This window comes from Bacteroidota bacterium, from assembly GCA_039111535.1.
In the GTDB taxonomy this organism is placed as follows: domain Bacteria; phylum Bacteroidota; class Rhodothermia; order Rhodothermales; family JAHQVL01; genus JBCCIM01.
This window is the reverse complement of record JBCCIM010000106.1, coordinates 1-22,492: the sequence shown is the minus strand read 5'-3', so window position 1 is coordinate 22,492 and position 22,492 is coordinate 1. Positions and strand designations below refer to the sequence as shown.

The window sequence follows — 22,492 nt, the reverse complement described above, 5'->3', positions numbered from 1 at the left end:
GTGATGATTGTCGATCCCAAAAAAACCGCAGTAGTATTTATTGAATATCAAAATGATTTCACGAGTGAAGGTGGCACACTACACGATGCTGTCAAATCTGTGATGGCTGAAACCAATATGCTTGAAAACAGCAAAACGGTTGCCGCCAAAGCACGTGAAGCTGGCGCAACTATTATCCATGCACCGATCTCTTTTGTCCCAGGCTACAACGAAATTTCACGTCATCCCTATGGAATTTTGAAGGGCGTCGTTGATACACAGTCTTTCAAAAAGGGAACGTGGGGTGTTGAACTGCATGAGGATATGCAGGCAGAGGAGGGAGACATCGTTGTTGAAGGCAAACGCGGCTTGGATACGTTCGCCAGCACTAATCTCGACTTCATACTGCGTAGCAAAGGGATTGAAACCATCGTGCTTGGTGGCTTTTTGACCAATTGCTGTGTTGAATCAACGATGCGTACTGGTTATGAGAATGGGTACAACGTGATTACCTTAACCGACTGCGTGGCCGCAACGAGCATTGAAGAGCACCAAAATGCAATTGAGAAGGATTTTCCGATGTTCTCGCACCCTCTGCCGTATCGTGAGTTTCTTGATTTGCTGAACGGTGAAGAAGAAGCAACCGATAAGAGCCGTGGCTATTAGAGCCTTTCGGCCGAACCATTTCTTATTTTTCCTAAATAAAAAGGTGCTGTACAGTGATGGGCAGCACCTTTTTTATCTTGATACAGTGCTTTAAATGGATTGCGTGGGTCCAATCAGATCGATACTGCGTTGTGTTTGGCGGCGGAAATTCGACTGAACTGAGCCTCGAGCTGACGGCCTATCGGGACGGAGCGGAAGCAGACGTTATACGTATTCTTAAACGATAGGAGATGTGGTAATGCGTCAACTTCATCGTCCCCATCGAAAGCGCAGGTGATATGGACAAAATCCCCACCTTCCCAGGGTGCACTGAATGGATACTGCTCATTCGATTCAGCCTCGGCCCGTAACACACTCACTAATACAACGTATTGCCTCTTCAAATCTCGACCCACTAGACTGCAAGGCAAATGATGATCGGCATACTGCAGGGGCATTCCTGTTTTCGGGGCTATTGCTTCACCTGGTATTAAAGGAGCCTATCACTGTTTTGGGTATCGTGCCAAGCCGGCAGCGCGCGAAGGAATTTCTTGTTGGGTTGGTATTCATGGCCGGCATTGCAGTGATCAACTTCACCTGGCAAGCGCACTTCAAAGAGATTTCCTATCAGATTAATCCTGACTATGGCCCGGTCCAGTTACTTGGCGGTTCTCTTTGGGTAATGATTGCCGTGATCCTGGAGGAATTGGTATTCAGAGGGGTGATTCTATATGTGTTAATCAGACACATTGGGATTGTTAAAGCATGTCTACTTAGCGCAATAATATTTGGGATCTACCACTGGTTTAGCTATGGTGTATTTGGTTCTCGTCTCGTGTTAATGATTTATGTTTTCCTGGTAACGGGCGCTGGAGGATGGATGTTTGCTCTTGCTTTCGCAAAAACAAAATCCCTTTTTGCTCCCATTGGCTTACATCTCGGATGGAATCTTGTTACCGCCATCGTTTTTTCCTCTGGTCCGATTGGAGACCAGTGGCTACTCGAACAAGGAGAAGCAGTTCAAACGAGTGACTGGGTAACGTTACTATTTTTTTCACTGCAGGCAATATTTGCACCGGGTGTCGTGACGTGGTATTTACAGAAAGTCTATAAGGCTGAACAAGTTTGAATCTCATCAACGGCGCAGAACAAGGGGCACCAACCGACTTCGGGCGCAAGACTGCTCTTCACCTTGCTCTGATCGGCTGTGACTTGTAACTTTGAGTCAATCTTCTGCCCCAAGCCCTAGCGGCTGAGCGCCTAGCCTTTATGCAATTTGGCAATTTTCAGGCGTAATGAAAGTCATCCTCCTTACAGATATTCATGCTAACCTACCTGCCTTACAAGCAGTCGTTAAGGCTGTAGAGCGTCAGGGATATGATCTTCTGTATCATGCAGGAGATGCAATCGGAATAGGTCCATTTCCACAAGAAGTCATAGAAGTCCTCTCAGAACTGAATTCTGCCAAATTTGTCCAAGGAAATCATGATGCCCTGTTTGTGCATGGCATTCCAGATCCACGACCAACGCGGATCTCTGATGGTGAAGCTCGTCACCAACAATGGACGCATGATCAACTTGAAGGCCAGTGGAGAGCATGGATGTCTTCCTGGCCCTATCAGATAGATGAAGAGATAGACGGCGTAAAACTTTCGGTACTTCATTATGGCATTCGAGGGCCAATTGGGAAATTCAAGGCATTCATTCCTCACCCCCCTACAGTTGGTGCTTTAGACGAGCTGTTTACCGGGGTATCAGGATCGATAGTTTGTTATGGTCACAATCATCACCATTCTGATGTCAAAGGAGCACGCCACTACGTAAATGTGGGTTCGTTAGGCTGCTTCACGAGACCGGAGGCAAGATATGCTGTGCTTGAAATTTCGAGAGGTACCTATAAGTTGGAATACAAATCGGTATCCTATGATTACGGTGTATTGTTAAAAGCATTTGAAAGACGCCAGGTACCAGAACGAGCCTTCATCTATGATGCATTTTTTGGTGGTCGTTGGTAATTAACGTTTGGTAAACTGCGTCGCCGCGCTTCCGGCGGGTTATGCCCAGCCCGTTATGCGTACTATCTCCCTGTTTTTCCTGCTATTCTTCCCCTCTTGGGTTACCTTACGGCTTAGATTGATTGCTCAGGAAATTTCACACCCCGCATGACAGACTTACCTCCAGAGTATGTAGCAGAATTATACCGACAAATTGCTTTTCTCTCGGCTGTCATAGGCGGTTTTGCTATTGCCTTCATGGGAACGCTCTTGACCCTAACTTCCCAAGACAAGACAGTTAGCAGAACAATATGGCTGTCCGCTTTAGCGGCAACGTCCTTGATCGTATCAACTTTTGCTTCTGTCGTTGTTCTGCTTGATGTCATCCGGCTTGGCATAACATCGTTTGATTTATCAGCTTGGCCTGAAGAGACGTTAAGATCCAAAAGCATTGCAGGCCTTGCTTCTTTCATGGGCATGTATGTCCTGTTGATCGCAATTGGCTTCAGTGGAAGAATCAGAGATAAGAAAACAGGTATTGTCACTGCAGTGATTGCCTTCGTGGGCCTTATCCTATTGACAATTGTACTCTCGGGCACAGTCTAAAAACAAGTTAACCCTGTGCTGCATGCACGTATGCATAACAACGCAATGCAATCAACCTTCCACGTATGCTTCACGCGTTGACTGAATCGTATGTGGTTCTTTACGTATGATCAAACCGGCCCCGTTGCGATATATTTGGTTAATTGTGGAGCCATTATGTGTACCACGCAATTCTGGGACCTTTAATATTCTGTGGCGTATCTTAATGGACGGCTGTAACTGGACTTAATGCAATTGCATCATGAGCACAATTCCGTGGCAGGATCATATTGAAAGCACTGCTGAGATACTTCGTGGAAAGCCCCGAATTAAAGGAACCCGTATACCTGTGAGCTTGATTCTCGGGTATCTTGCTGAAGGCTATTCTTCAGATCAAATTGTGGAGGAATTTCCAGACCTTAGTGGTACGCAGATTCTGGCTTGCCTGAGCTATGCACGGGATCTTTCTGAATTTGAACTTGCCGCCTAATGGGATTGACGTTTTTTGCGGACCATTGCATTTCTCAGGCCATCATCAGAAAGCTTCTTGATGCCGGGCATGAAGTTCTGGTATTGCGGGATCATTTGCCACAAGATGCCCCCGACCCTGTTGTAATTGAGAAAGCACAGCTTGAAAATGCGATTCTGATTACGCTAAACGGGGATTTCTCGGATATAGTCGCCTATCCACCATCTGAATTTGTGGGCATAATTGCGCTTCAGTTAAAGAACCGGCCGAGCATGCTTAACCCGATTATGGAGCGCCTGCTTTCTTTTACAGAGTCTCACCCAAATCAAGGCGACTATATTGGACTGTTGTTACTTGTAGAAGGCCATCGAATCCGCATTCGCAAATAGGTCCTGACCTATCACAAAAAAACTTGATGGCATGAATCATTGAAAGCATTCCAACAAACTACCACCTAATGAGCTAACCCAAACCTACCGCACTACCCGGAGTACATAAACCATCAGTACCTCTTTAGACGCTAATGGAAACGGAAGCCGGTAAGGAAAACAAGTGGAGCCAGCGGTGGCGTCGCCTCCGTTCAGATGACCCTGTTGACAGAGATTTGTCCTGGTACCGCGTAGGTACGGATCAAATAACGGAAGAAGGGCGCCGGCTGGCTGCGTTTTCTGACAATGCGCTCAAATTGCAGGCAAAGTCGCTTCGAAATCGCGTGCTTGACGGCATTGGCGTTGATGAAATCCTGGGTGAAGCGTTTGCACTGGCAAGAGAAGTATCAGCACGCGTGTTGGGGATGCGGCATTATGACGTACAGGTGATGGCCGGCCTCGGTTTGCACAAAGGGAAGATTATCGAAATGCAGACGGGTGAAGGAAAGACGCTGGCAGCTGTACTCCCCGTGTTTGCCCATGCACTATCGGGAAAAGGTGTACATGTCCTGACTTTCAACGACTATCTGGCCAGGAGAGATGCAGCCTGGATGGGGCCTGTGTATACGTTTCTGGGCTTATCTGTTGGCGTTGTGCAAGCCGGCATGTCAACTGCTGAACGGCGCGCAGCCTATGCTGCGGATGTCACCTATGCTACGGCAAAAGAGGCCGGCTTCGATTTCCTTCGCGATAATCTGGCAAGAACGCGTTCAGCGCTCGTGCAGCGCCCCTTCCACTTCGCTGTCATAGACGAGGCAGATTCAATTCTTATTGATGAAGCACGGGTCCCCCTGGTCATTGCCGGCGCCCGTGAGGTTTCTGACGCTGATCCTTACAGGATAGCCGCCGTTGTTGAAAAGCTACAAGAGGGTACAGACTGGGAGACCGATGAAAACCGCCGCAATGTCCTGCTAACAGGTGCAGGGATCGACAAAGTGGAGGCAGCTTTTCAGTGTGGCGATTTACATGAAGATGGCAATTATCTTTTGCTCACTGAAATTAACCAGGCCCTGCACGCGCGCGTACTGTTGCACCGCGGGGTTGATTACATCATCCGCGATCAGAAAATTGTCATCGTTGACGAATTTACAGGACGCGTTGTAGCAGACCGGCGCTGGCCAGATGGGTTACAGGAGGCCATAGAAGCAAAAGAAGAACTGCCCATTGAGCCCGGCGGGCGCATATTAGGGTCGATTGCGCTGCAGAATTTCCTGAGGCTGTACCCACAGCTCGCCGGCATGACGGCCACCTCCATTGCTGCTGCACATGAACTGGAGAACTTTTACACCCTGCGCGTACTCCCTATCCCGCGCAACACGGCTTCCATCCGAGAAGATCTGTCAACGATAATTTTCACCCATCAGGAAGCCAAGGTCGCTGCGGTAATTGATGAAATAAAACTTCAGCACAGACGAGGCCGACCGGTACTGGTTGGCACTACAACGGTTAATGAATCTGAAACACTGGCTTTACAGTTGCGAAAAGCCGGCATTGAGAGCAGCGTGCTGAATGCGCGAAACGACGAGGCTGAGGCAGAGATCATCGCCAACGCGGGCTTGCCAGGCCGTGTAACCATTAGCACAAACATGGCTGGGCGTGGCACAGACATCAAACTCGGCGGCGCTGATGAATTGTACCGAGATGAAGTGATTGCTGCTGGCGGCTTGCTTGTGTTAGGCACAAATTTACATGAAAGCCGGCGGATTGATGATCAGTTGCGGGGACGGGCCGGCCGGCAGGGCGATCCTGGCAGCGCCCAGTTTTTCGTAAGTATGGAAGACCATTTGATGCGGACGTTCGGACTCAATGAACTCATACCCGACCGCTTCCGTCCTGTACGGCAAGCTAGACCGATCGACCATCCAGTAATCATCCGGGAAGTTGCGAGGTTACAACGCATCGTTGAGGGGCAAAATTATGAGATCCGCAAAACGATGTGGAAGTACACGCAACTCATTGAAAAGCAGCGAACCAGATTGATGGACTGGCGCAACCGGGTGCTCCTCGGCGAAGCGGAATTAACCGTTTTCGAGACGCATGTCCCAGACCGATTCAAAGCTGTTTGCAACGATTTTGGACACAACGTAGCTTATGAGGCCGAGCAAGTCAGCACGCTCCATTTTATCGACCAAGCCTGGTCGGATCATCTTGCGTACATCTCCCACATCCGCGATGGGATTCACCTCCTGGGCATTGGTGGGTTAAATCCGCTGCATGAGTTCCACAAACAAGCCGGCGAGGCCTTTGTGGCCGTATTTGATACCATTGAACAGCGGACCAAAACATTCCTGGAAACAATGCCCATCGATAAAAACGGGATAGACGCAGCAGCAGCCGGCTTAAAAGGCCCCTCCTCTACCTGGACCTACCTGATTAACGATAAAGCGCTCAATGATTTACAGCAGATGCTGTTTGGGCATGGCTCAGCAGCTTTTGTCGGCCTTGGCGGCCTGGTCACCTGGCCGCTCTTGTTGGCCTGGGGGATTTGGGAACGCATGCGCAATCGTGACTAGATACCCGAAAAAAAGACAAGCCGGCGCCAAGGCAAACGACATTTTATTGTCAAAGAAGTCGGTTTGATGCAAAATACTGGATGACCCCCGAAATATCGCTGCCGCCCAACCCTTCTCTGGCTGCAGCCTCAAACACTTTTTGCACCCCCGAAAGAAGCGGTGTATGCATCCCTGCTGCCGTGCCCATTTCCGTATAGTAGCGCACATCCTTGGCAACCAGATCTATAGGGAAATTTGGACTAAAACCACCCGCCAACATCAATTGACCGACACGTTGTGCAACTGGACTCGTAATGGGCAATCCATTCAACAATGCAACAGCTGCCTCCTGTGAGATTCCCACACCCTCCAGCAAGGTCAATGCTTCACCCAAGGCGGCCACCTGGTTTGCAAACAAACCGTTTACAACCAGCTTCATTGCCATGCCCATGCCTGTATCACCAACGTGATGTATGTGCGCGCCCATCGCTAAAAGTACGGGCTTCACACTTGCCAGAACGGTCGCGTCTCCCCCAACGAGATAGGTCAACTGCCCTGCTTCTGCATGCGGCCTTGTACCAACAACAGGTGCATCAAGCAATGCCACACCTTTCTGTTTGAGGGCGCCGGCGAGCACCTGCACATAGGCCGGTGAGAGCGTACTGGAAGTCAGGGCCACGGTACCTGCATCAATCCCCGAAAGCACGCCCTTTTCCTGATCCATCCAAACGGACATCGATGCATCGTCATCCGTGAGCATTGTAATAACGAGGTCTGCGCCTGCAACGGCCTCCCTTGGCGTACCTGCCACTTTAGCGCCTTGTGCCCCAAGTGCGATGCGGGGTCCTTCAGAACGGTTGTAAACTGTTAGCTGGTAGCCGGCATCCAACAAGCGGGTTGCCATGCGCTGCCCCATTGCACCCAATCCGATAAAAGTAATATTTGTCATGCTGCTTTATTTTTTGCGTGATGCTACCGTTTGATAGCACAAAACGAACATGACAAAAGCTATGACATGGACGCAGGGCAGCGCCTTATCATTTGTTAAGAAGTGGTTTCGAGAATAGATCTGCGTAGGCGGGAGAGCGATACTTCAGTAATTCCCAGGTAGCTCGCGATGTGGTATTGGGGAATGCGTTGCACCAAATCAGGGTGTTGCGCTACAAAGTCCAGATACCGTTCTCGCGCGTTTTGCTGTAACATGCTGCGCATGCGGAGTTCTTTGCGCATCAGGAGTTGCTCGGCAAACTTGCGTCCAAGTCGTTCAAATACAGGATCGTGCTCGAACAGTGCTACAAAGGCGCGGTAGTCACAAACCAGCAACCGTGTTTCTTCAAGTGCCTGCACCCCGTAAATCACAGGCAAGTCGAGCATTGAGGATGCAAGCGGACCCGCAAAGGTATTTTCGGCGATGAACGCTTTGTTGGCTTCATCTCCCTCCCCATCTACATAATAAAACCGCAGCAACCCACCGGTAACAAACAGGAGTTCATAAATTTTATCGCCAGGCAGCAACAGATGGGTCTGGGCAGATACAAGACGAATGGAAAAAAGCGCAGCAAACTGCTGCCACTGTTTATCATCGAGATGGGACATCTGTCCAACTGCAGCGCGTAATTGATCCAGTTCTTCTTTGTGGGGATTCACAGGCATGTCTCTGGCTGGTTGCACGCTGTTATGAATGCAAGAATCCAGAAGATGTTCACTGCGCAGCTAGCAAAGAGATGGCTGGAGAACCCTCAGGTTCTTAGCGTCACTAGGGAATCACAAAAGAAAGGCCAGCGCCAATTTCCACACCGGGAAAACTGCCAAAGGTATAGACAAACCGCATGCCGCCGCTTACAATATCTGAAAAGGCGACCTCGGGTGACGCGCCTACGTCAAACAACGTTTTGTCACCAAAGAAGTCGGTTTCATTGTATCGCCGCACCCTTGCAATCACGGTGGCACGCAGGTTTTCCTGGATACTCAAGTTGTACGTACCAATCAGTTGAAATTGCTCCGGCACAGTACGCGGGGCAGTTACCACCTGGTTGCCGGCTGGCAAGGTGCTTTTCGCTTTGGTGCGATAACGTGCCACAAAACGCGCCTGGTTATTCCCCATATTCCCAAGCACCTGCAAAATTGCAATGGTCTGATTACCCGATTCGAATACATCCAGATCGCCCAATACATCCGTGTTGTAGAGCACATAGGACACGTTTGTTGAAAGCGCCCATTGTTCTGCCAGCCTGAAGTCAAAGCCACCCGTTATCATCATTTCGTCGCCGGGCTTGAACGAATCCGGCATGTTCTCTACAGGCTTGAAGCTGCCTTTGAGCTGATAAGAAAACCCAAGGCCCCCAACCATGTTGTCGCCAAACGGAAACGCCAGGGTAATGCCCGGTGAGATGTTCAGGCCCTGCCCCAGAACAGGTACATAGAATCCATAAAAATCCTGGCTCACCAGTGCTGTAGTTGCAAATTCAGCTTCAGTTAACTCTCTTTTGCCACTCGGGACGTTTGTACCAACGCTCACCACCATACTCCCATCTCCCAATGGCTGGTGATAGCTGAGTGCAACCTGGGCATCGCTGAGTCCTTGCAAGGAGGTTACTGCTTCACCGCTCACGAGTGCAGGGTTGGTATAAAGTGAAAAGGCAAGGCTTCTGGTGAGCGGAATAAAGGCTGAAACAGGAAACGTGATCTGGGAAAGCCGGCGATCCTGGTCTGCATACTGCTGGAAGACCGAGCCGGTTTGGATACGGATGGGTTGCTGTTCGCTGCCCATGTACATGTTGGGCGCCTGTGCATACGCCGAGGGCATAGCCCACAGCATCAACAGGAGAACAGACACAAACAATCGCATGAACACCGCTTCAGGTTTTTTAAAGAAAGGCATGGGAGCTTTAGTGGCCATTTGTGGAAAAGGAACGGGGCCGGCGGCCATCAATTAGTTGTTAGCGCTTGGCGGGTTCGGCGGATCGCGGAGTAATACAGCGCTACCGCCCGACTCGGTTGCCGGCTCACGCGCGTCTTCGCCAGGAATAAAGCCTGAGCCAATGGCATTGTTGAGCAGGCCAATGCGGATGCCCATCAGGTCGAGTCCTGTTGCGCGCGGTGTGTCCGCATCAGAGGATTCGGCTATCAATTCTTCGAGGCTTTTATCTGCCTCAGCCATTGCTTCGTTTACTTCAGCACGCGTAACGGCTTCGGAAAAAGACGGATCCAGTTGGCTTGCCCGCCGATAAAATCCGGCTGCCAATCCGTACGCGCCGGCATCCTCTTCCCGCAAGCCCCTGCTGTAGGCGATAAAGGCCTGCAGGTTCTCAGTTGGAATGTATTCAATCTTGTTTCGCTCGTCAGGTGTTAATTCAACCCCCAGTTCGTTGATGAGGTTGAATACAAAGGCCTTCTGCATGGCAAACAGGTTGCGTAGCGCGTCAGCTTGCTCGTTGAGCGGATAGTACGCAGCGCTCTCAAGGGCTGCGTAAGCACCATCAATGCGCAGGTTGTCACTGCCTACCACGTTGTATCCTCCACTAACCAGCCGGCCGGCGCCCAGGAATTTCCCGATCCGCGGCGCAGTTGTTTCATCCATGTATTGCGACTCTGCGAGCGCCAACTCATCCAGCAAGGCCTGCAGGCGCACACGCTCAACCACGCGAATGGCCGATACGTTGGCCAAATCTACCGTTACCAACTCAGCCAGACCACGCGACAGCGGCTCAAACCGGTCTTCAGCACCGTGGTAAATAAAAGGGAATACAGCTACAATGCGCGGCGAAGTATTGGCAACCTCAGATGGCTCCTGGGCTGCAATGTCTTTCATCTGATCCCGCAGGATGCGTTGGCTCAACCAGGCATACCGTCCTTCCATGAGCCGGCGATAGGGAGAGGTCCGCGATACGGAGACATACTTTTCGTACAGCCGCAACGCCGTTTCGCGCTTGGCAACCGTTTCATTGGCGAGCCCCAGATTGAAGAGCGTTTTGGGGTCATCCGGCATAATTGCAAACGCGCGCTCCAGGTAGGTATTGGCTTCGGCAAACTGTCGCGCTTTCAAGTATATAGCGCCAAGGTCTCGAAGCGCTGCTGCATCAGACGGGTTTTCAACCAGCCGGGCCTGCAGCACCTGAATGTCATCTTCGTAATCTGACAGTTCGCCAACAAACAGCGCACCCGTACAGGAAGAAAGAAAAATCGAAACCAGAAAGACCACAAGCAGTGGTGCGATATTCTTCATCAGTGCTGAACTATTGGTGATGGATTTTGCTGATATGCCTTGAAAGAGCTGCTTCAGGCAACAGAATTGTGGGCAAAATGAAAGAATATTCCCTTAATCATTTTAAAGGCGTAAGTTCCTGTAAAGAATCGTTCCACCAAGACCGGATTCCATAATTTGTAACCAAGGGTTTTCAGAAAAAACCATTAATCCATTCAGCGCTGGAGATCCCATCAAATGCGCAGCAGGTGAGCAGGCGGCTTTTATCGAAGCGTTTTCCCAGATAAAACCCCGGCAGCACTACAAACACCTCAACGTCATCCTAAACCCTCTACCGTCATCCCAAACACCTCAACGTCATCCCATGGGCCGAGCCGTCATCCCAAACTTGATTTGGGACCCAGTCAAAAAACCAAACCGCGCAAGCGACCTTATTACTACCTGCTGGATACCGGATCAAGTCCAGTATGACGTGTGTGCTAAAGGTGGGTTTGAAACTGTCATTAACGCAATTGTATCGCTTTCCTTGGCGCACATGGGACAAAAAACGGGAGGGCTTTGTGCTGCCGGCGATAAACGCGCTTTTATCCCCACACATTTGGTGGACGTCCCTCGCGCTTGCCATACCGAGCCAAGAATTCCCTGAACACTCCAGAATCTGTCACATGAAATTGTTTAGATTTACAGGGGTCTGGGATTAAATAAAAAAATTATTGACCAATCGGTAACAAATCTACAACTCATGCATACTTAGGGAAAAGCAGTACAATGGCGCGACCAAGAGAATTTGATATCGACACGGCGCTGAAAGCAGCAATGGAGACTTTCTGGTTGAAAGGCTACACCGCTACTTCTATGGCTGATCTGATGGATGCCATGGGGTTGCAAAAAGGCAGTATTTATAAAGCCTTTGGCAACAAACATGCACTCTTTCTCTCAGCGCTACGCAATTACTTGCAGACTGCCTTTTTCTCTTTGAAATCGCGTATGGACCAGGCGACTACACCGTTGGAGGCCATTGAGGTATTCCTGGGCAACGCTGTGCAGACCTGTAGCATGAGCCCTCGTAAAGGATGTTTTGCGCTCAATACGGTTGTTGAACTGGGTCCGCATGACGATGAAACTCTGCAATGCCTGAATGATCACTTTGCCAATATCAGGCAACTGGTCACGCAGACGATACAGGCGGGCCAGGCCCAACAACTCATGCGTAGTGACACACCTGCTCACGAGTTGGCGGAATACCTGATGACGGTACAGATCGGCATTGTATCGAGTGCAAAACATGCACATAGTGTTGAAGCGAAAGCGAAAGTCGCCGGCTTTGCCCTTGCACAGGTTACCGCCTGATCAACCCCTTTTTTTGGATCATTATTGACCAATCAGTTCCGAATACACTTAATTCACACCCAATAATTGACCAAATGGTCAAAAATAAATAATACCATGAACAGACTTGAAGGAAAAACAGCACTCATTACAGGAGGCAACAGCGGCATTGGCCGGGCCATTGCAGCAGAATTTGCAAACCAGGGCGCGAAGATCGCCATTTTTGGTAGAAACCAGGCGACGTTGGATGAGACCCGGGGCGCTATTGGCAATGGCACACTCGCAATCAAAGGCGATGTGACCAACCTTGGCGACCTGGACAAGTTGTACCAGGAAACAAGCGCTGAACTTGGCAAACTGGACATCCTCGTTGTAAATGCCGGCATCGCCAAAGTTAGTCCACTGGATCAAACAACAGAAGCATTTTTCGACCAGACAAACGACATCAACTTCAAAGGCGCGTTCTTCACGGTCCAGAAGGCCCTGCCGTACCTGAACGATGGTGCGTCAATTATTCTGGTATCTTCAATTGTGAATACGAAAGGCTTCCCCGGCTTTTCTGTATACGCGGCAACCAAAGCTGCCTTGCGTTCACTCAGCCGTAGCTGGGCAACAGAATTATCGGGTCGGAATATCCGTGTTAATACGCTGAGCCCGGGGCCAATTGAAACGCCAATCTACGACAGAATGGGACTGCCACAAGAAGCACTTGACGAGTTTGCAACGGGCATAATCCAGCAAGTACCGCTCGGCCGTTTTGGCACGTCCGAAGAAATGGCAAAAGCAGCCTTGTTTCTTGCATCTGACGATTCATCGTACATTCAGGGTTCTGAAATTTCGGCAGATGGTGGTATTGCTCAGGTATAATTCCTGGCTCTTCTATCCTTCTCTAAAGCCCGGTGCTGGCAGCAAATTGTCAGCATCGGGCTTTTGCTTTTCAAGGCTGGCAGAACAGGCTCCAGTATATTACATTGGCTACGTGTGTTGAAACACATTAATTTGTATCTTCCACACGTAATCGAATCTACTGCCCTACTTCAGTTAAACAATTCTATTTCGCCCTACATCTATGTCTGAAACTTTGCCGGCCAATAAAATCAAAGTAGCCACCTGGAGCCAGTTGGCAGATCGTGCCCCAACGTATGGCCTGGTTGCCAACGTTGATCTTGTTATTGTGCGATATGACAATGAGGCCTCCGTGCTCTATGGGCGCTGCCTGCATCGGGGCGCCCTGATGGCAGACGCACAAATTGTGGGAGATGACATCATCTGTGGCGTCCACCAGTGGGATTATCGTTACGATACTGGGGTAAGCTCGTACAATAACAGCGAGGTTTTACACAAGTTTGGCGCCTGGATCGATGTGAATACCGATGCTGTTTGGGTTGATGAAGATGAAATAGCGGCATGGGAGGTTGAGAACCCACAGGCGTACAACAGAGACGCGTATCTGGGGCTTTATGCCGATTTGCATGGCGGCCCGGAAGAACCCTACAACAAACACATCCAGCACCTGGCTGAGCACGGCCTTAAGAAGGTCGGCCACCACGGACCTGTTTCATCGATGGGCGTCCCATTGGTGGATTTACCGCGCTGGAAAGACATTCAACTGATCACAGGCCAAATGGCCCGCCGGCCCCTGATCGATGATGCCCCGGTTGCAACGGATCTTGTCATCGGACCCAACGCAAAAAAGCCGCTGCAACTTGATATCCCGATTTTTGTCAGCGACATGAGCTTTGGCGCCCTGAGCGAAGAAGCCAAAGTTGCGCTCGCAAAAGGCGCTGAACTGGCCGGCACAGGGATCTGCTCAGGCGAAGGCGGTATGCTGCCGGAAGAACAGGCAAGCAACAGCCGGTATTTCTATGAGCTTGCTTCGGCAAAATTTGGCTGGAATATCGACAAGGTTAAAAAGGTCCAGGCCTTCCACTTTAAAGGTGGCCAGGGCGCCAAAACGGGTACAGGTGGTCACTTGCCAGGCAACAAAGTTGTAGGCAAAATTGCGGAAGTGCGCGAACTCACGCCGGGTACCTCTGCGATTAGTCCCTCGCGCTTTCAGGATCTTGTGACAACCGGTGACTTCAAAAAAGTAGCAGACGAAGTACGCGAAGTATCCGGTGGAATCCCGATTGGCTTCAAACTGTCAGCACAGCATATAGAAGACGACATCGATTTTGCGCTCGAAGCTTCTGCAGATTACATAATCCTGGATGGCCGCGGTGGCGGTACAGGCGCAGCGCCAGACATCTTCAAAAACAATATTTCAGTCCCTACCATGGCGGCCCTTGCGCGCGCGCGCCGGCACCTCGATGCCCGCGAACGCAAAGACGTCACCCTGATCATCACAGGCGGACTTCGCACTGAATCTGATTTTGTAAAAGCACTTGCCCTCGGCGCAGATGGCATTGCTGTTTCAAATGCAGCCATGCAGGCCATCGGTTGCCTCGGCATGCGCGCTTGCCATACCAATAACTGCCCGGTTGGGATTGCTACCCAGAAGAAAAACCTGCGCGCACGGCTCATGGTCGAAAAATCAGCCAGGCAATTGCAGAACTACTTTGAAGCAACGGTCGAATTGATGCAGGTGCTCGCGCGGGCTTGTGGGCACGACCACCTTGGCAAATTCAACAAAGATGACCTCTCCACATGGAACAGGGACATTGCCTACCTGACCGGTATTCCCTATGCCGGCTCCATTCCCCTCTAAAGGTCACAGCTTTTATAAAAGCAAAAACGCCTACACAGGATTGCTGTGCAGGCGTTTTACTATTTATGCCCGTGCTGCTACTTGAGCAGCATCACCGTTCCACTAAGCGTCTGTGAAGGCGTAACAAGCCGGTACAGATACATGCCGCTTGCCATATCACTGGCAGGCTGGAATTTCTCGCTGTGGAATCCGGCTTCGCGCACGCCATTGATCAGCTCTTCAACAAGCCGGCCCGAGGTATCGTAAACTGAAAGGGCCACTTCCTTTTCTGTTGCCAGCGTAAATGAAATTGTTGCCTCAGGATTAAACGGATTCGGATAGGCGGGATGCAGCATAATGCCAGCCGTTGCAGGCAAAGCCACCGCTATAACATCAGAGTATTCAAACGCACCGTCAAAATCGAGTTGCTTGAGGCGGTAATAGACCGTCTGGCCTGCAAATGCCTCCGGATTGTGGCTGTAGCTGTAGCGCTGGGCTTCGTCAGCAGTACCGGCGCCGGCTACAAAACCAACTTTGCTAAATGCTCCATCAGCAGCCAACCCAAATTCTACGTCGAAACCGGCATTGTTCAATTCACTTGCCGTTTCCCAGCCAAGCGATACAGAGGTACCATCAGCGAGGCCACTGAACGAAGTCAGTTCTACAGGCAGCGATGAACAGCCAGACTCTGCGTTAGCAAGATCGGTAGCTGTACTTTCGCTCACGGTATCATTAAAAAGTACAAACCGGTCAACTTTGAACAGCGTAGAGCGACCAGACATTTCGAGCCGGTATACACCAGGTGTGTCGATCAAAGCAAAAACCTGGTGTGCATTGTTGTCTACCGTATGGGCAACAAAATTCCAGATGTCGCTACCTTTATTCTGGTAAACTTTGAACCAGGTATTCTGCCCGAGATTGGTCACGCTCCCGCCATTGGATTTACGGCCTTCAGCATTGTTATCAGGAAAACGAATCCATGCGTCGTTGTGCTCGGTTTTATCGGGTGCTGCGGTACGGAAGAGAAAGCGGTAGGTGCCGGCCTCAGGAAATTCAATGGGATAGCTCAGTACGCCCTGCCCGGCGCCATCGATGCCCATGGAGTTGTTTCCGTGTTTCCACTCATAGTACCCGGACCCGGTAGCTCCTGAAAGCCCATTTTGGAGAGTCCAGCTGTCAGCCGGATCATCAGACTCGGTTTCAATGACAACCATGCCGCCGGAAGCTTCGTAAATATCACAACTCCGCTGCACGGAGAGGTTCGAATTGTTACCTGCGTTAAAAGCAGATTGCCCCAATGTTGGGGTTGCTGCCAAGGGTAACAAAACAACAAGAAAAAAGGCAAATAGCGTATTTTTGCGTCTTGTAGTTGTAGACATGACTTCTTTAGGATTCCTTTGAAAACAACGGGTCCACATGAATATCATCCCGAAGACGGACGGATAAAGAATATCTCAGCTACGGGATAGGTACCCGTGATGCTTGTGGAGCCTTATCACAGGGCTTTTAATAGAGGGGCGAGATGGAAATCTGACAACCTACAAAAGCAGTACCATTTCGACCAGGGCGTCTTAATGGCACGCAGGAACGGCTATTGGGCAGCAGTAATGCTACAAACTGTAGCACAATGCAACAAAAGTGAAAGGACACGAAAAGTGAAAGGACTGGGCAAAATTAGTTATTGACGATCAAACTGCGCCGGCCTTCCCAGTCACCTGCTTTAAGGCGATACAGGTAGACGCCATTTGCCAGTGTATGCGTCGGCACAACCATTTTATGAACACCTGCCGGCTGCGTGGTATTTACTACGATATCGGTTCTCCTCCCCATCACGTCGTAAATTTCCATACGGACATCGGATGCCACAGGCAGCCTGTATTGCAATGTAGCCCTGCCAGAAGCCGGCTCAGGGTAATGCGGCAAAAGCTGAAATGTCTCTTCGCCCGCGGGAAACTCCCCGATCGATACCTGGCGAGGCAATGCAATGGTGACCTCCAGTGGCCCTTCACCAGGCTCCAGCGTTACAGTCGAGTTAACAACCGTACCTTCAAATTCTACCATAACGTTGTGCTGCCCATGAAATGCACGGATGCCAGCAACGCCTTCCGCATCCGAAACCTGAGATGCCTTCGTCCACCAGGCATCAAACACCAGATCAAAAAAGGCCTGACCAGATGGTTTAAGCGACCAGTCTTGTCTGAAAAGGGGGGCATCATCTTTCCAATGTGCCCCGTCCCAAAATCCCCACATCAAAAAAGACTGCATTGCAGGATGGCTGAATGCAATCGTTAGCAAATCGCGCATGTACTCAGCCGCGAGGTCCTCTGGTACACCTTGCAGGTCATATTCCGTGATGCTCAATGCTTTACCCGTAGCCGCATACTGATCGAGTACTTCGTACACAACTTCGGGAGGCGTCAGCGGCAGGCTAAAATGGCCCTGCAGTCCGATGCCATCGATACGTGCTCCGTTTGCCTCGATAAAATTAATTATATCGAGGTATCGCTCCTGCAAAGACAAGTCGAACCCGCTGTTGGTAAGCAAACCGTAGTCATTGATAAACAAGTTAGCGGCCGGATCTACCTCTGCTGCTTGTTTGAACCACTCAACGTACACTTCTTCTCCAGTGACAAACCCGCCATCGCCGGCAAAAGCATCTGCAAGATCTGTAAGGTGCGCCGGCTCGTTAAGCACATCCCAGTCGACAAGCTCTCCTTTGATGCCGGGGTGGCCAGCAACATCAGCAATACGGCTTTGAATCAATTGCCGCAGTGCTGCAGGGTCAGACTGTACCTGGGCTACAGCATCAGGCAAAAACTCCCACGATGGCCAGACCAGGTTGTGCCCGCGCACAGTCATGCCTAGCCCTTTGAGTTCTTCAATAACACCCACGGTTTGCACCTGATTGCCCGGCCAACCAGGGTTTTCCCAAAATCCCCATTTGAGCCCATTTTCCAGTACAGATGTACTATAACGCTGCCCGTTGCCATTTAAATTTTCGAGTTTGCTGCGATACATATTACCGTCAGCGTCTTGTTGCAGCATCATCCAAACAGCGACAGCTGTACCAAAGCCAAAGTGATGCTGCTGCATATCAACAGCTACTGTGGCACCTTCAACAATATTGCCGCGGTTGTCAACGACTTTTACCACGAGGTCGCGTTTTCTGTGTGCATCGATGCGTGCAGCTGCAGCTGCACGCCACGACGCACCAAGATCTCGGCCGGTATAATCAAGCGCTTGTTGTGTACTGGGCAACTCATCCAGTGTATATTTTTTGCCGTAATTGATTACTGCCAGTCCACCAAATTCGACCATCTGCGACATAATACCCAAATGAAAAATGGCCTGGGCCTGGTTGACACCGTGCGTGATAGAAGCTTCAAATGGTATAATCCATTGCTGCCATTCTGCGGAGGGGATGAGCCCCTGAAAAAGCGAACTGGTCCACGGTGCGCTGTTGCGCTCAAAATTAGCGTTTACCAATCCACTGCCTCGTTCAGCATCAAGCCCCCGCACCCATACCACCATCAGCGCACGATCACCCTCGCTTAGCGCAGCGGTTGTAGGGAATGCGATGAAGTAATCCCACGGATTGTTGCCGCGCGCCGGCGTAGTGAGTTGCATTGCACGCGTAAAAGGCTGCCCTTCAACCGTGATATCCTGTCGGATCACGTTTCCTGAATCGTACACGCTATTTAGCGTTGCTGCCTCGGTATCAGAAAAAACCCAAGTCCCCCCGGAAATGCCGTATGCATTTTGTAATTCATCCAGCAGAGCAGTGTGGTAAGCATCTTGTGCTCGTACAATCTGGCAGGAGCAAGCCAGCAGAATAAAGGCAAAACATCCAACGAAAGAAGAACGCAACATTGCAGTATCAGCGTTGAAGTGGAAGGAGTTGCTAATGTAAGAAAAATCTGGGGAGAGCGGCGTGCTATTCCTGATTTAGTTCGTTTGTACCTAGTTCAGGAGCGTGTAAGGTGCGCACCGCACGATCAATCACTTCCAGGGGCTCCAAATTGGAATCACTCGACGCCCCAAGCTCGGTGAACTTGCGGGCTGATACCAGGACGCGCGATTCCAGGGACCCGACAGCGCTGTTGTAGCTTGCTACTGCACGATCTAGGCCTTTGCGTACATCTGTAAAATGGCCGGCCATGGTTTTGAGGCGATCGTAGAGTTCGCGCCCAAGGTTGCTGATATCGAGGGCATGCTTGGCAATTTGCTCCTGCCGCCACCCATAGGCAACTGCGCGTAACAAGGCAATCAAGGTTGTTGGTGTAGCGATGATAACACCCCGCTTTATCCCCTCTTCCAGCAACGTGGCATCTTGCTGCAAAGCCGCGCTGAAGAACATTTCACCGGGTAAAAACAACACAACAAACTCCGGTGTCTGGTCAAATTCATTGTGGTACGATTTCACCCCAAGTTGCCGCAAGTGGGTACGAATTTGAGAGGCGTGCTCTTGCAGTTTGCGTCGCACAGCCTGCTCATCTTCTTCTTCCAGTGCATCCAAATAGGCTTGCAGCGGCGCTTTGGCATCAATGATTACGTGCTTTTTATTGGGCAGGTTGACAACGAGGTCGGGGCGGAGGCGCCCATTTCCAGTATTTATGTTTACCTGCTCGGAAAAATCGCAGTGCTCAACCATGCCGGCCAATTCCACTACTTTACGCAGCTGCATTTCTCCCCACCGTCCGCGAACCGTAGGCTGGCGTAAAGCCTTCACCAAATTGCCGGCTTCGCGCTGCAATTGTACCTGCGCGCGCGCCATGGAAGAAATCTGTTCGTTGAGAGAGGCATAGGCTGACGTACGCGCAGTTTCGATTTCTTTAATCCGCTCGTTCACCTTCTCCAATGAAGCATTCAGGGGCTTCACCAATTCCCCCATGGCAAGCGTACGCTTATCAATCGCTGCATCTGCGCGCTGGTAAAACTGCTCCATCGTGGCTTTTGCCAGTTCGGTAAACGCGGTGTTATTGCGCTGTAACGCTTCAGCAGACAGGGCTTTGAAGGACTCGGTAAGATTATGCCGGGCGTCTTCGAGTAACGCTTGCTGTTGGGCAGCCGCTTTGCGTTCGTCTTCCAACTGCGTTTGCCTGACGGCCAGTTCACCGGTCAACCGGTTGATCCGCTCCTGTCCTTGCCGGGCAGCTTGTTTGAGGCTTTGATTTTCGTCGTTGAGCCCCCGCATCTGTTGATCGCGAGACTGTAATCCAGCCTTTGCAACCGAATAATGCTGCACGAGGGCTTCTTTTTCTTCTGTGAGATATGCCACTGATCCCTTGGTCTCATCCAGCAGCGCTTCCAGACGCAGGGTCTCCTGCTCGCGGTTGAGCAATCGCTCTTTCAACGTTGCTGTACGCGATTCCATCTGTGCCCGCATCAAGAGATAGACGATTAGCGCACCTGCAAGTAGTCCGGTAAGAAGGGGGATAAAAAGATAGGCCTGATCCATACGAAGTGAAGGTATGCGCGGTTAACATGCGTGTCCGTTGCGAACGCTTTACGAGCCCAGACGCAAGAACCTATAATGTAACATAATGTAATGTCACATACCTTACACATCAAATATTTTTTCGTTTCCCGGCCTGTTTGCCGGCGCTATCCGATTAAGGCTGGATATTTTCCACGCTTGGTGTAGACTGGGGATGGGTGCCATTGGTGTTTAGCGGCGCATCGATAAGGGTTCCGTCGCGCTGCTCCCGCAGGTATTCGATATGCTCAATCAGGCGATTTAGTTCGCGTTGCGGACTTCTGAACCACTCTATGCTCCAGATCCGGTGCAGGGCCCAGCCTTGTTTGCGTAGCTGCTCAGGCTGCAGCCGCTCACGCTCACGAGCTGAACGGGCGTTCTCGTAACTGTACCCATCGCTTTGGATGCCAAGGATGTAGGCATCAGGATTTGCTTCATCTACAATGGCCATGTCAATACAGGAATTGGCATATCCAACCTGGTAATCAACCATATAGCCATTGGCCTTTAGCGCATCGCCCACAGCCATTTCGAATTTGGAAGCAATTGCCGGCCGCAGCATGTTAATTTCGCTGGAGTGTACAAAATTGAGGAAACGGCCGAGCACCTCAAAATCAGGCCGGCCCTCAGCCCAGCGGTTAATTTCTTCCAACGTCATGTCGGTATACACGTGACATTGCTTTCTGACGAGCGAGCCGAGGATGGCTAATCGCCGGCGCATAACAACGTCACTCGTTATGCCATTTCCGGTTCGCGTCCGCTCCATCTTCACGAGCTTCCTGAGCGGAAGCGCAAAATAGAGGTTGTCGCGAATATCACCCTGGGCATTGTCCAGGGTTTTTATATAGAATGCTTCTTTCTTGTCGCGGGCAAAGAAGGCCTCAAGATCAGGCTCGCGCCGGCGCCGGCGCTCCAGCTCGCGCAACACCGGATCGATGTCATGATCAGACTGCACCACCACACCCATCGACAACGAAGGATTGGAACGCATTTGCTGCAACACAGCATCCACAACTGTGCCGGCCCAAGATCGAACCGGAGCACCATCAGAGCCTTGTAGTGCCTCAGAAGTAATGTTCAGCCGTACTTCGTAGTCTTTCTTCCCTGGATTCGGCGAAGGGAAAAGCATCAAGCTGTTGTTGTAAATCTCTTTGTTCAGCCAGCTGATCAGTGAAATAGGGCCCTGGCGATAATACGCACGGAATGTGCGGTGCGCAGCCCCTTTCATTTTCATCATGTCATAGAGGCTCTCCCCTTCAACACCGATAAGTTCTGCTGTAGGTTGGACGCCTGGATCTTCAAACCCAAGTGGTAGCCCCAATTGCTGGTCACCAAATGCAACCACTTGCTTGCTGCGGGCAAGGGCCCCCAATGCATCGGTACTGCTGATGCGTTCTGCATCGTCAAAAATAACCAGGTCAAACTGGAGGTTATCGTTTTTCAACAAGCCGGCCAACATGGAAGGTGTGGTAGCAATGACGGGCTTGATATCCTGCAAAGCCGGCCCTACTTCCGCAATCATTTCACTCAAAAGGCGTCGAGGGCGCTCTTCAAGCTCGTTTACCAATGCATGGATCTCAGGTCCTGGTATACGTTCACGCAAGAAGCGCGCCGTCTGCCTCCGTAAAATACGTTTGGCCATTACCTTGACATATTCACCATCCAACTCGTTGTAGAGTGTAATCAGGTTGGCGTGCACCTCGCTGTTAAAGCCGGCCAGCGTACGTCGCGTATTCAGCGCATCAGCCAACAACGCATTGTAGCGGGCTTGCTGAATGCGCGCTTCGAGGTAGCGTGCAGATTCGGACCATGTGACCGCCATTTTAACAATGTCACCCAGGCCCTCATCATGTAACCGCTCAGCTAAATGATTAAGGGCAACAATATCCTGTAGCGAGTCTACGCTTTTCTCCCAGTGCGCAAAAAGAGACAGCAACGTGCCAAACGGAATCCGGGCAAAGCTCTTGTTCGAGATCCCCAGCGAGTCTTCCATCTCAACAATCCTGGCCGCTTCGCGGGAGCTCCGCAGGAAAGCTCCAAAATCATTGGCAACTTGTTCAGCCTGGTGCTGGACGCGCTCTATTTCGGGCATTTCTGCGAGGAAATGCAGAATCTCCGCGCTGATTTTATCCTGCACCATTTCCTGGTGCAAGGTATACATCCATGTAGATACTTTATCGAGGTGCTCCCAATCTGAAGCGATAC

General features: G+C 50.7%; 18 protein-coding genes. 10 read left to right on the top strand and 8 right to left on the bottom strand.

The features are described 5' to 3' along the window. The first annotated feature begins 3 nt into the window (after positions 1-3). The 7 genes from AAF564_16045 (at position 4) to secA2 (ending at position 6,613) form a co-directional block, all read left to right on the top strand. Entirely contained in the window at positions 4-645 is a 642-nt protein-coding gene (locus tag AAF564_16045; GenBank protein MEM8487065.1) for a cysteine hydrolase, read from the top strand. Positions 646-958: 313 nt separating this feature from the next. Continuing rightward, on the top strand, positions 959-1,753 hold the full coding sequence (locus AAF564_16040) for a CPBP family intramembrane glutamic endopeptidase (protein MEM8487064.1): 795 nt from the start codon (positions 959-961) through the stop codon (positions 1,751-1,753). Positions 1,754-1,919: 166 nt separating this feature from the next. Further along, positions 1,920-2,639 (top strand): metallophosphoesterase family protein, encoded by a 720-nt coding sequence (locus tag AAF564_16035; GenBank protein ID MEM8487063.1) that lies wholly within the window; start codon positions 1,920-1,922, stop codon positions 2,637-2,639. Positions 2,640-2,786: 147 nt separating this feature from the next. After that, positions 2,787-3,224: a hypothetical protein gene (locus AAF564_16030; GenBank protein ID MEM8487062.1), complete on the top strand. Its 438-nt coding sequence runs from the start codon at positions 2,787-2,789 to the stop codon at positions 3,222-3,224. Positions 3,225-3,465: 241 nt separating this feature from the next. Next, complete coding sequence (locus AAF564_16025) at positions 3,466-3,693, top strand: DUF433 domain-containing protein (protein ID MEM8487061.1); 228 nt, start codon at positions 3,466-3,468, stop codon at positions 3,691-3,693. After that, positions 3,693-4,061: a DUF5615 family PIN-like protein gene (locus AAF564_16020; GenBank protein ID MEM8487060.1), complete on the top strand. Its 369-nt coding sequence runs from the start codon at positions 3,693-3,695 to the stop codon at positions 4,059-4,061. The genes AAF564_16025 and AAF564_16020 overlap by 1 nt, the downstream gene beginning before the upstream one ends. A gap of 134 nt (positions 4,062-4,195) precedes the next feature. Then, positions 4,196-6,613: an accessory Sec system translocase SecA2 gene (secA2, locus tag AAF564_16015; GenBank protein MEM8487059.1), complete on the top strand. Its 2,418-nt coding sequence runs from the start codon at positions 4,196-4,198 to the stop codon at positions 6,611-6,613. A 49-nt stretch (positions 6,614-6,662) separates the two neighbouring features. Here secA2 and AAF564_16010 read toward each other — a convergent pair whose 3' ends face one another. From AAF564_16010 to AAF564_15995, 4 genes are all read right to left on the bottom strand, one after another. Then, positions 6,663-7,541 (bottom strand): NAD(P)-dependent oxidoreductase, encoded by an 879-nt coding sequence (locus AAF564_16010; protein ID MEM8487058.1) that lies wholly within the window; start codon positions 7,539-7,541, stop codon positions 6,663-6,665. Between the two features lie 95 nt (positions 7,542-7,636). After that, a complete protein-coding gene (locus AAF564_16005; protein ID MEM8487057.1) occupies positions 7,637-8,245 on the bottom strand; it encodes a Crp/Fnr family transcriptional regulator in 609 nt (202 codons plus the stop codon). Positions 8,246-8,348: 103 nt separating this feature from the next. Further along, complete coding sequence (locus tag AAF564_16000) at positions 8,349-9,473, bottom strand: hypothetical protein (protein MEM8487056.1); 1,125 nt, start codon at positions 9,471-9,473, stop codon at positions 8,349-8,351. 51 nt (positions 9,474-9,524) lie between these two features. Beyond that, positions 9,525-10,817, bottom strand: a complete 1,293-nt coding sequence (locus AAF564_15995; GenBank protein ID MEM8487055.1) for a CsgG/HfaB family protein — start codon at positions 10,815-10,817, stop codon at positions 9,525-9,527. A 747-nt stretch (positions 10,818-11,564) separates the two neighbouring features. Between AAF564_15995 and AAF564_15990 the strand changes: the two genes are divergently transcribed. From AAF564_15990 to AAF564_15980, 3 genes are all read left to right on the top strand, one after another. Continuing rightward, positions 11,565-12,146: a TetR/AcrR family transcriptional regulator gene (locus tag AAF564_15990; GenBank protein MEM8487054.1), complete on the top strand. Its 582-nt coding sequence runs from the start codon at positions 11,565-11,567 to the stop codon at positions 12,144-12,146. A gap of 96 nt (positions 12,147-12,242) precedes the next feature. Beyond that, on the top strand, positions 12,243-12,992 hold the full coding sequence (locus tag AAF564_15985) for an SDR family oxidoreductase (protein ID MEM8487053.1): 750 nt from the start codon (positions 12,243-12,245) through the stop codon (positions 12,990-12,992). A 202-nt stretch (positions 12,993-13,194) separates the two neighbouring features. Then, positions 13,195-14,832 carry a glutamate synthase-related protein gene (locus AAF564_15980; protein MEM8487052.1) on the top strand — a complete coding sequence of 546 codons (1,638 nt, stop codon included), beginning with the start codon at positions 13,195-13,197 and terminating at the stop codon, positions 14,830-14,832. Positions 14,833-14,909: 77 nt separating this feature from the next. Here the strand turns inward: AAF564_15980 and AAF564_15975 are convergent, their stop codons facing one another. From AAF564_15975 to AAF564_15960, 4 genes are all read right to left on the bottom strand, one after another. Then, a complete protein-coding gene (locus tag AAF564_15975; GenBank protein MEM8487051.1) occupies positions 14,910-16,190 on the bottom strand; it encodes a T9SS type A sorting domain-containing protein in 1,281 nt (426 codons plus the stop codon). A 295-nt stretch (positions 16,191-16,485) separates the two neighbouring features. Further along, entirely contained in the window at positions 16,486-18,681 is a 2,196-nt protein-coding gene (locus AAF564_15970) for an endo-1,4-beta-xylanase (protein ID MEM8487050.1), read from the bottom strand. A gap of 64 nt (positions 18,682-18,745) precedes the next feature. Beyond that, the gene (rmuC, locus tag AAF564_15965) at positions 18,746-20,269 is read right to left on the bottom strand and encodes a DNA recombination protein RmuC (GenBank protein ID MEM8487049.1); all 1,524 of its coding nucleotides are present in this window, start codon (positions 20,267-20,269) and stop codon (positions 18,746-18,748) included. Between the two features lie 154 nt (positions 20,270-20,423). Continuing rightward, positions 20,424-22,492 (bottom strand): hypothetical protein (locus AAF564_15960; protein MEM8487048.1); only part of this gene is annotated, 2,069 nt, incomplete at its 5' end.

Coding starts and splice junctions, on each gene's coding strand:
- AAF564_16045 (MEM8487065.1), top strand. CDS start 4: ATGATTGTCGATCCCAAAAAAACCGCAGTAGTATTTATTGAATATCAA.
- AAF564_16040 (MEM8487064.1), top strand. CDS start 959: ATGGATACTGCTCATTCGATTCAGCCTCGGCCCGTAACACACTCACTA.
- AAF564_16035 (MEM8487063.1), top strand. CDS start 1,920: ATGAAAGTCATCCTCCTTACAGATATTCATGCTAACCTACCTGCCTTA.
- AAF564_16030 (MEM8487062.1), top strand. CDS start 2,787: ATGACAGACTTACCTCCAGAGTATGTAGCAGAATTATACCGACAAATT.
- AAF564_16025 (MEM8487061.1), top strand. CDS start 3,466: ATGAGCACAATTCCGTGGCAGGATCATATTGAAAGCACTGCTGAGATA.
- AAF564_16020 (MEM8487060.1), top strand. CDS start 3,693: ATGGGATTGACGTTTTTTGCGGACCATTGCATTTCTCAGGCCATCATC.
- secA2 (MEM8487059.1), top strand. CDS start 4,196: ATGGAAACGGAAGCCGGTAAGGAAAACAAGTGGAGCCAGCGGTGGCGT.
- AAF564_16010 (MEM8487058.1), bottom strand. CDS start 7,541: ATGACAAATATTACTTTTATCGGATTGGGTGCAATGGGGCAGCGCATG.
- AAF564_16005 (MEM8487057.1), bottom strand. CDS start 8,245: ATGCCTGTGAATCCCCACAAAGAAGAACTGGATCAATTACGCGCTGCA.
- AAF564_16000 (MEM8487056.1), bottom strand. CDS start 9,473: ATGCCTTTCTTTAAAAAACCTGAAGCGGTGTTCATGCGATTGTTTGTG.
- AAF564_15995 (MEM8487055.1), bottom strand. CDS start 10,817: ATGAAGAATATCGCACCACTGCTTGTGGTCTTTCTGGTTTCGATTTTT.
- AAF564_15990 (MEM8487054.1), top strand. CDS start 11,565: ATGGCGCGACCAAGAGAATTTGATATCGACACGGCGCTGAAAGCAGCA.
- AAF564_15985 (MEM8487053.1), top strand. CDS start 12,243: ATGAACAGACTTGAAGGAAAAACAGCACTCATTACAGGAGGCAACAGC.
- AAF564_15980 (MEM8487052.1), top strand. CDS start 13,195: ATGTCTGAAACTTTGCCGGCCAATAAAATCAAAGTAGCCACCTGGAGC.
- AAF564_15975 (MEM8487051.1), bottom strand. CDS start 16,190: ATGTCTACAACTACAAGACGCAAAAATACGCTATTTGCCTTTTTTCTT.
- AAF564_15970 (MEM8487050.1), bottom strand. CDS start 18,681: ATGTTGCGTTCTTCTTTCGTTGGATGTTTTGCCTTTATTCTGCTGGCT.
- rmuC (MEM8487049.1), bottom strand. CDS start 20,269: ATGGATCAGGCCTATCTTTTTATCCCCCTTCTTACCGGACTACTTGCA.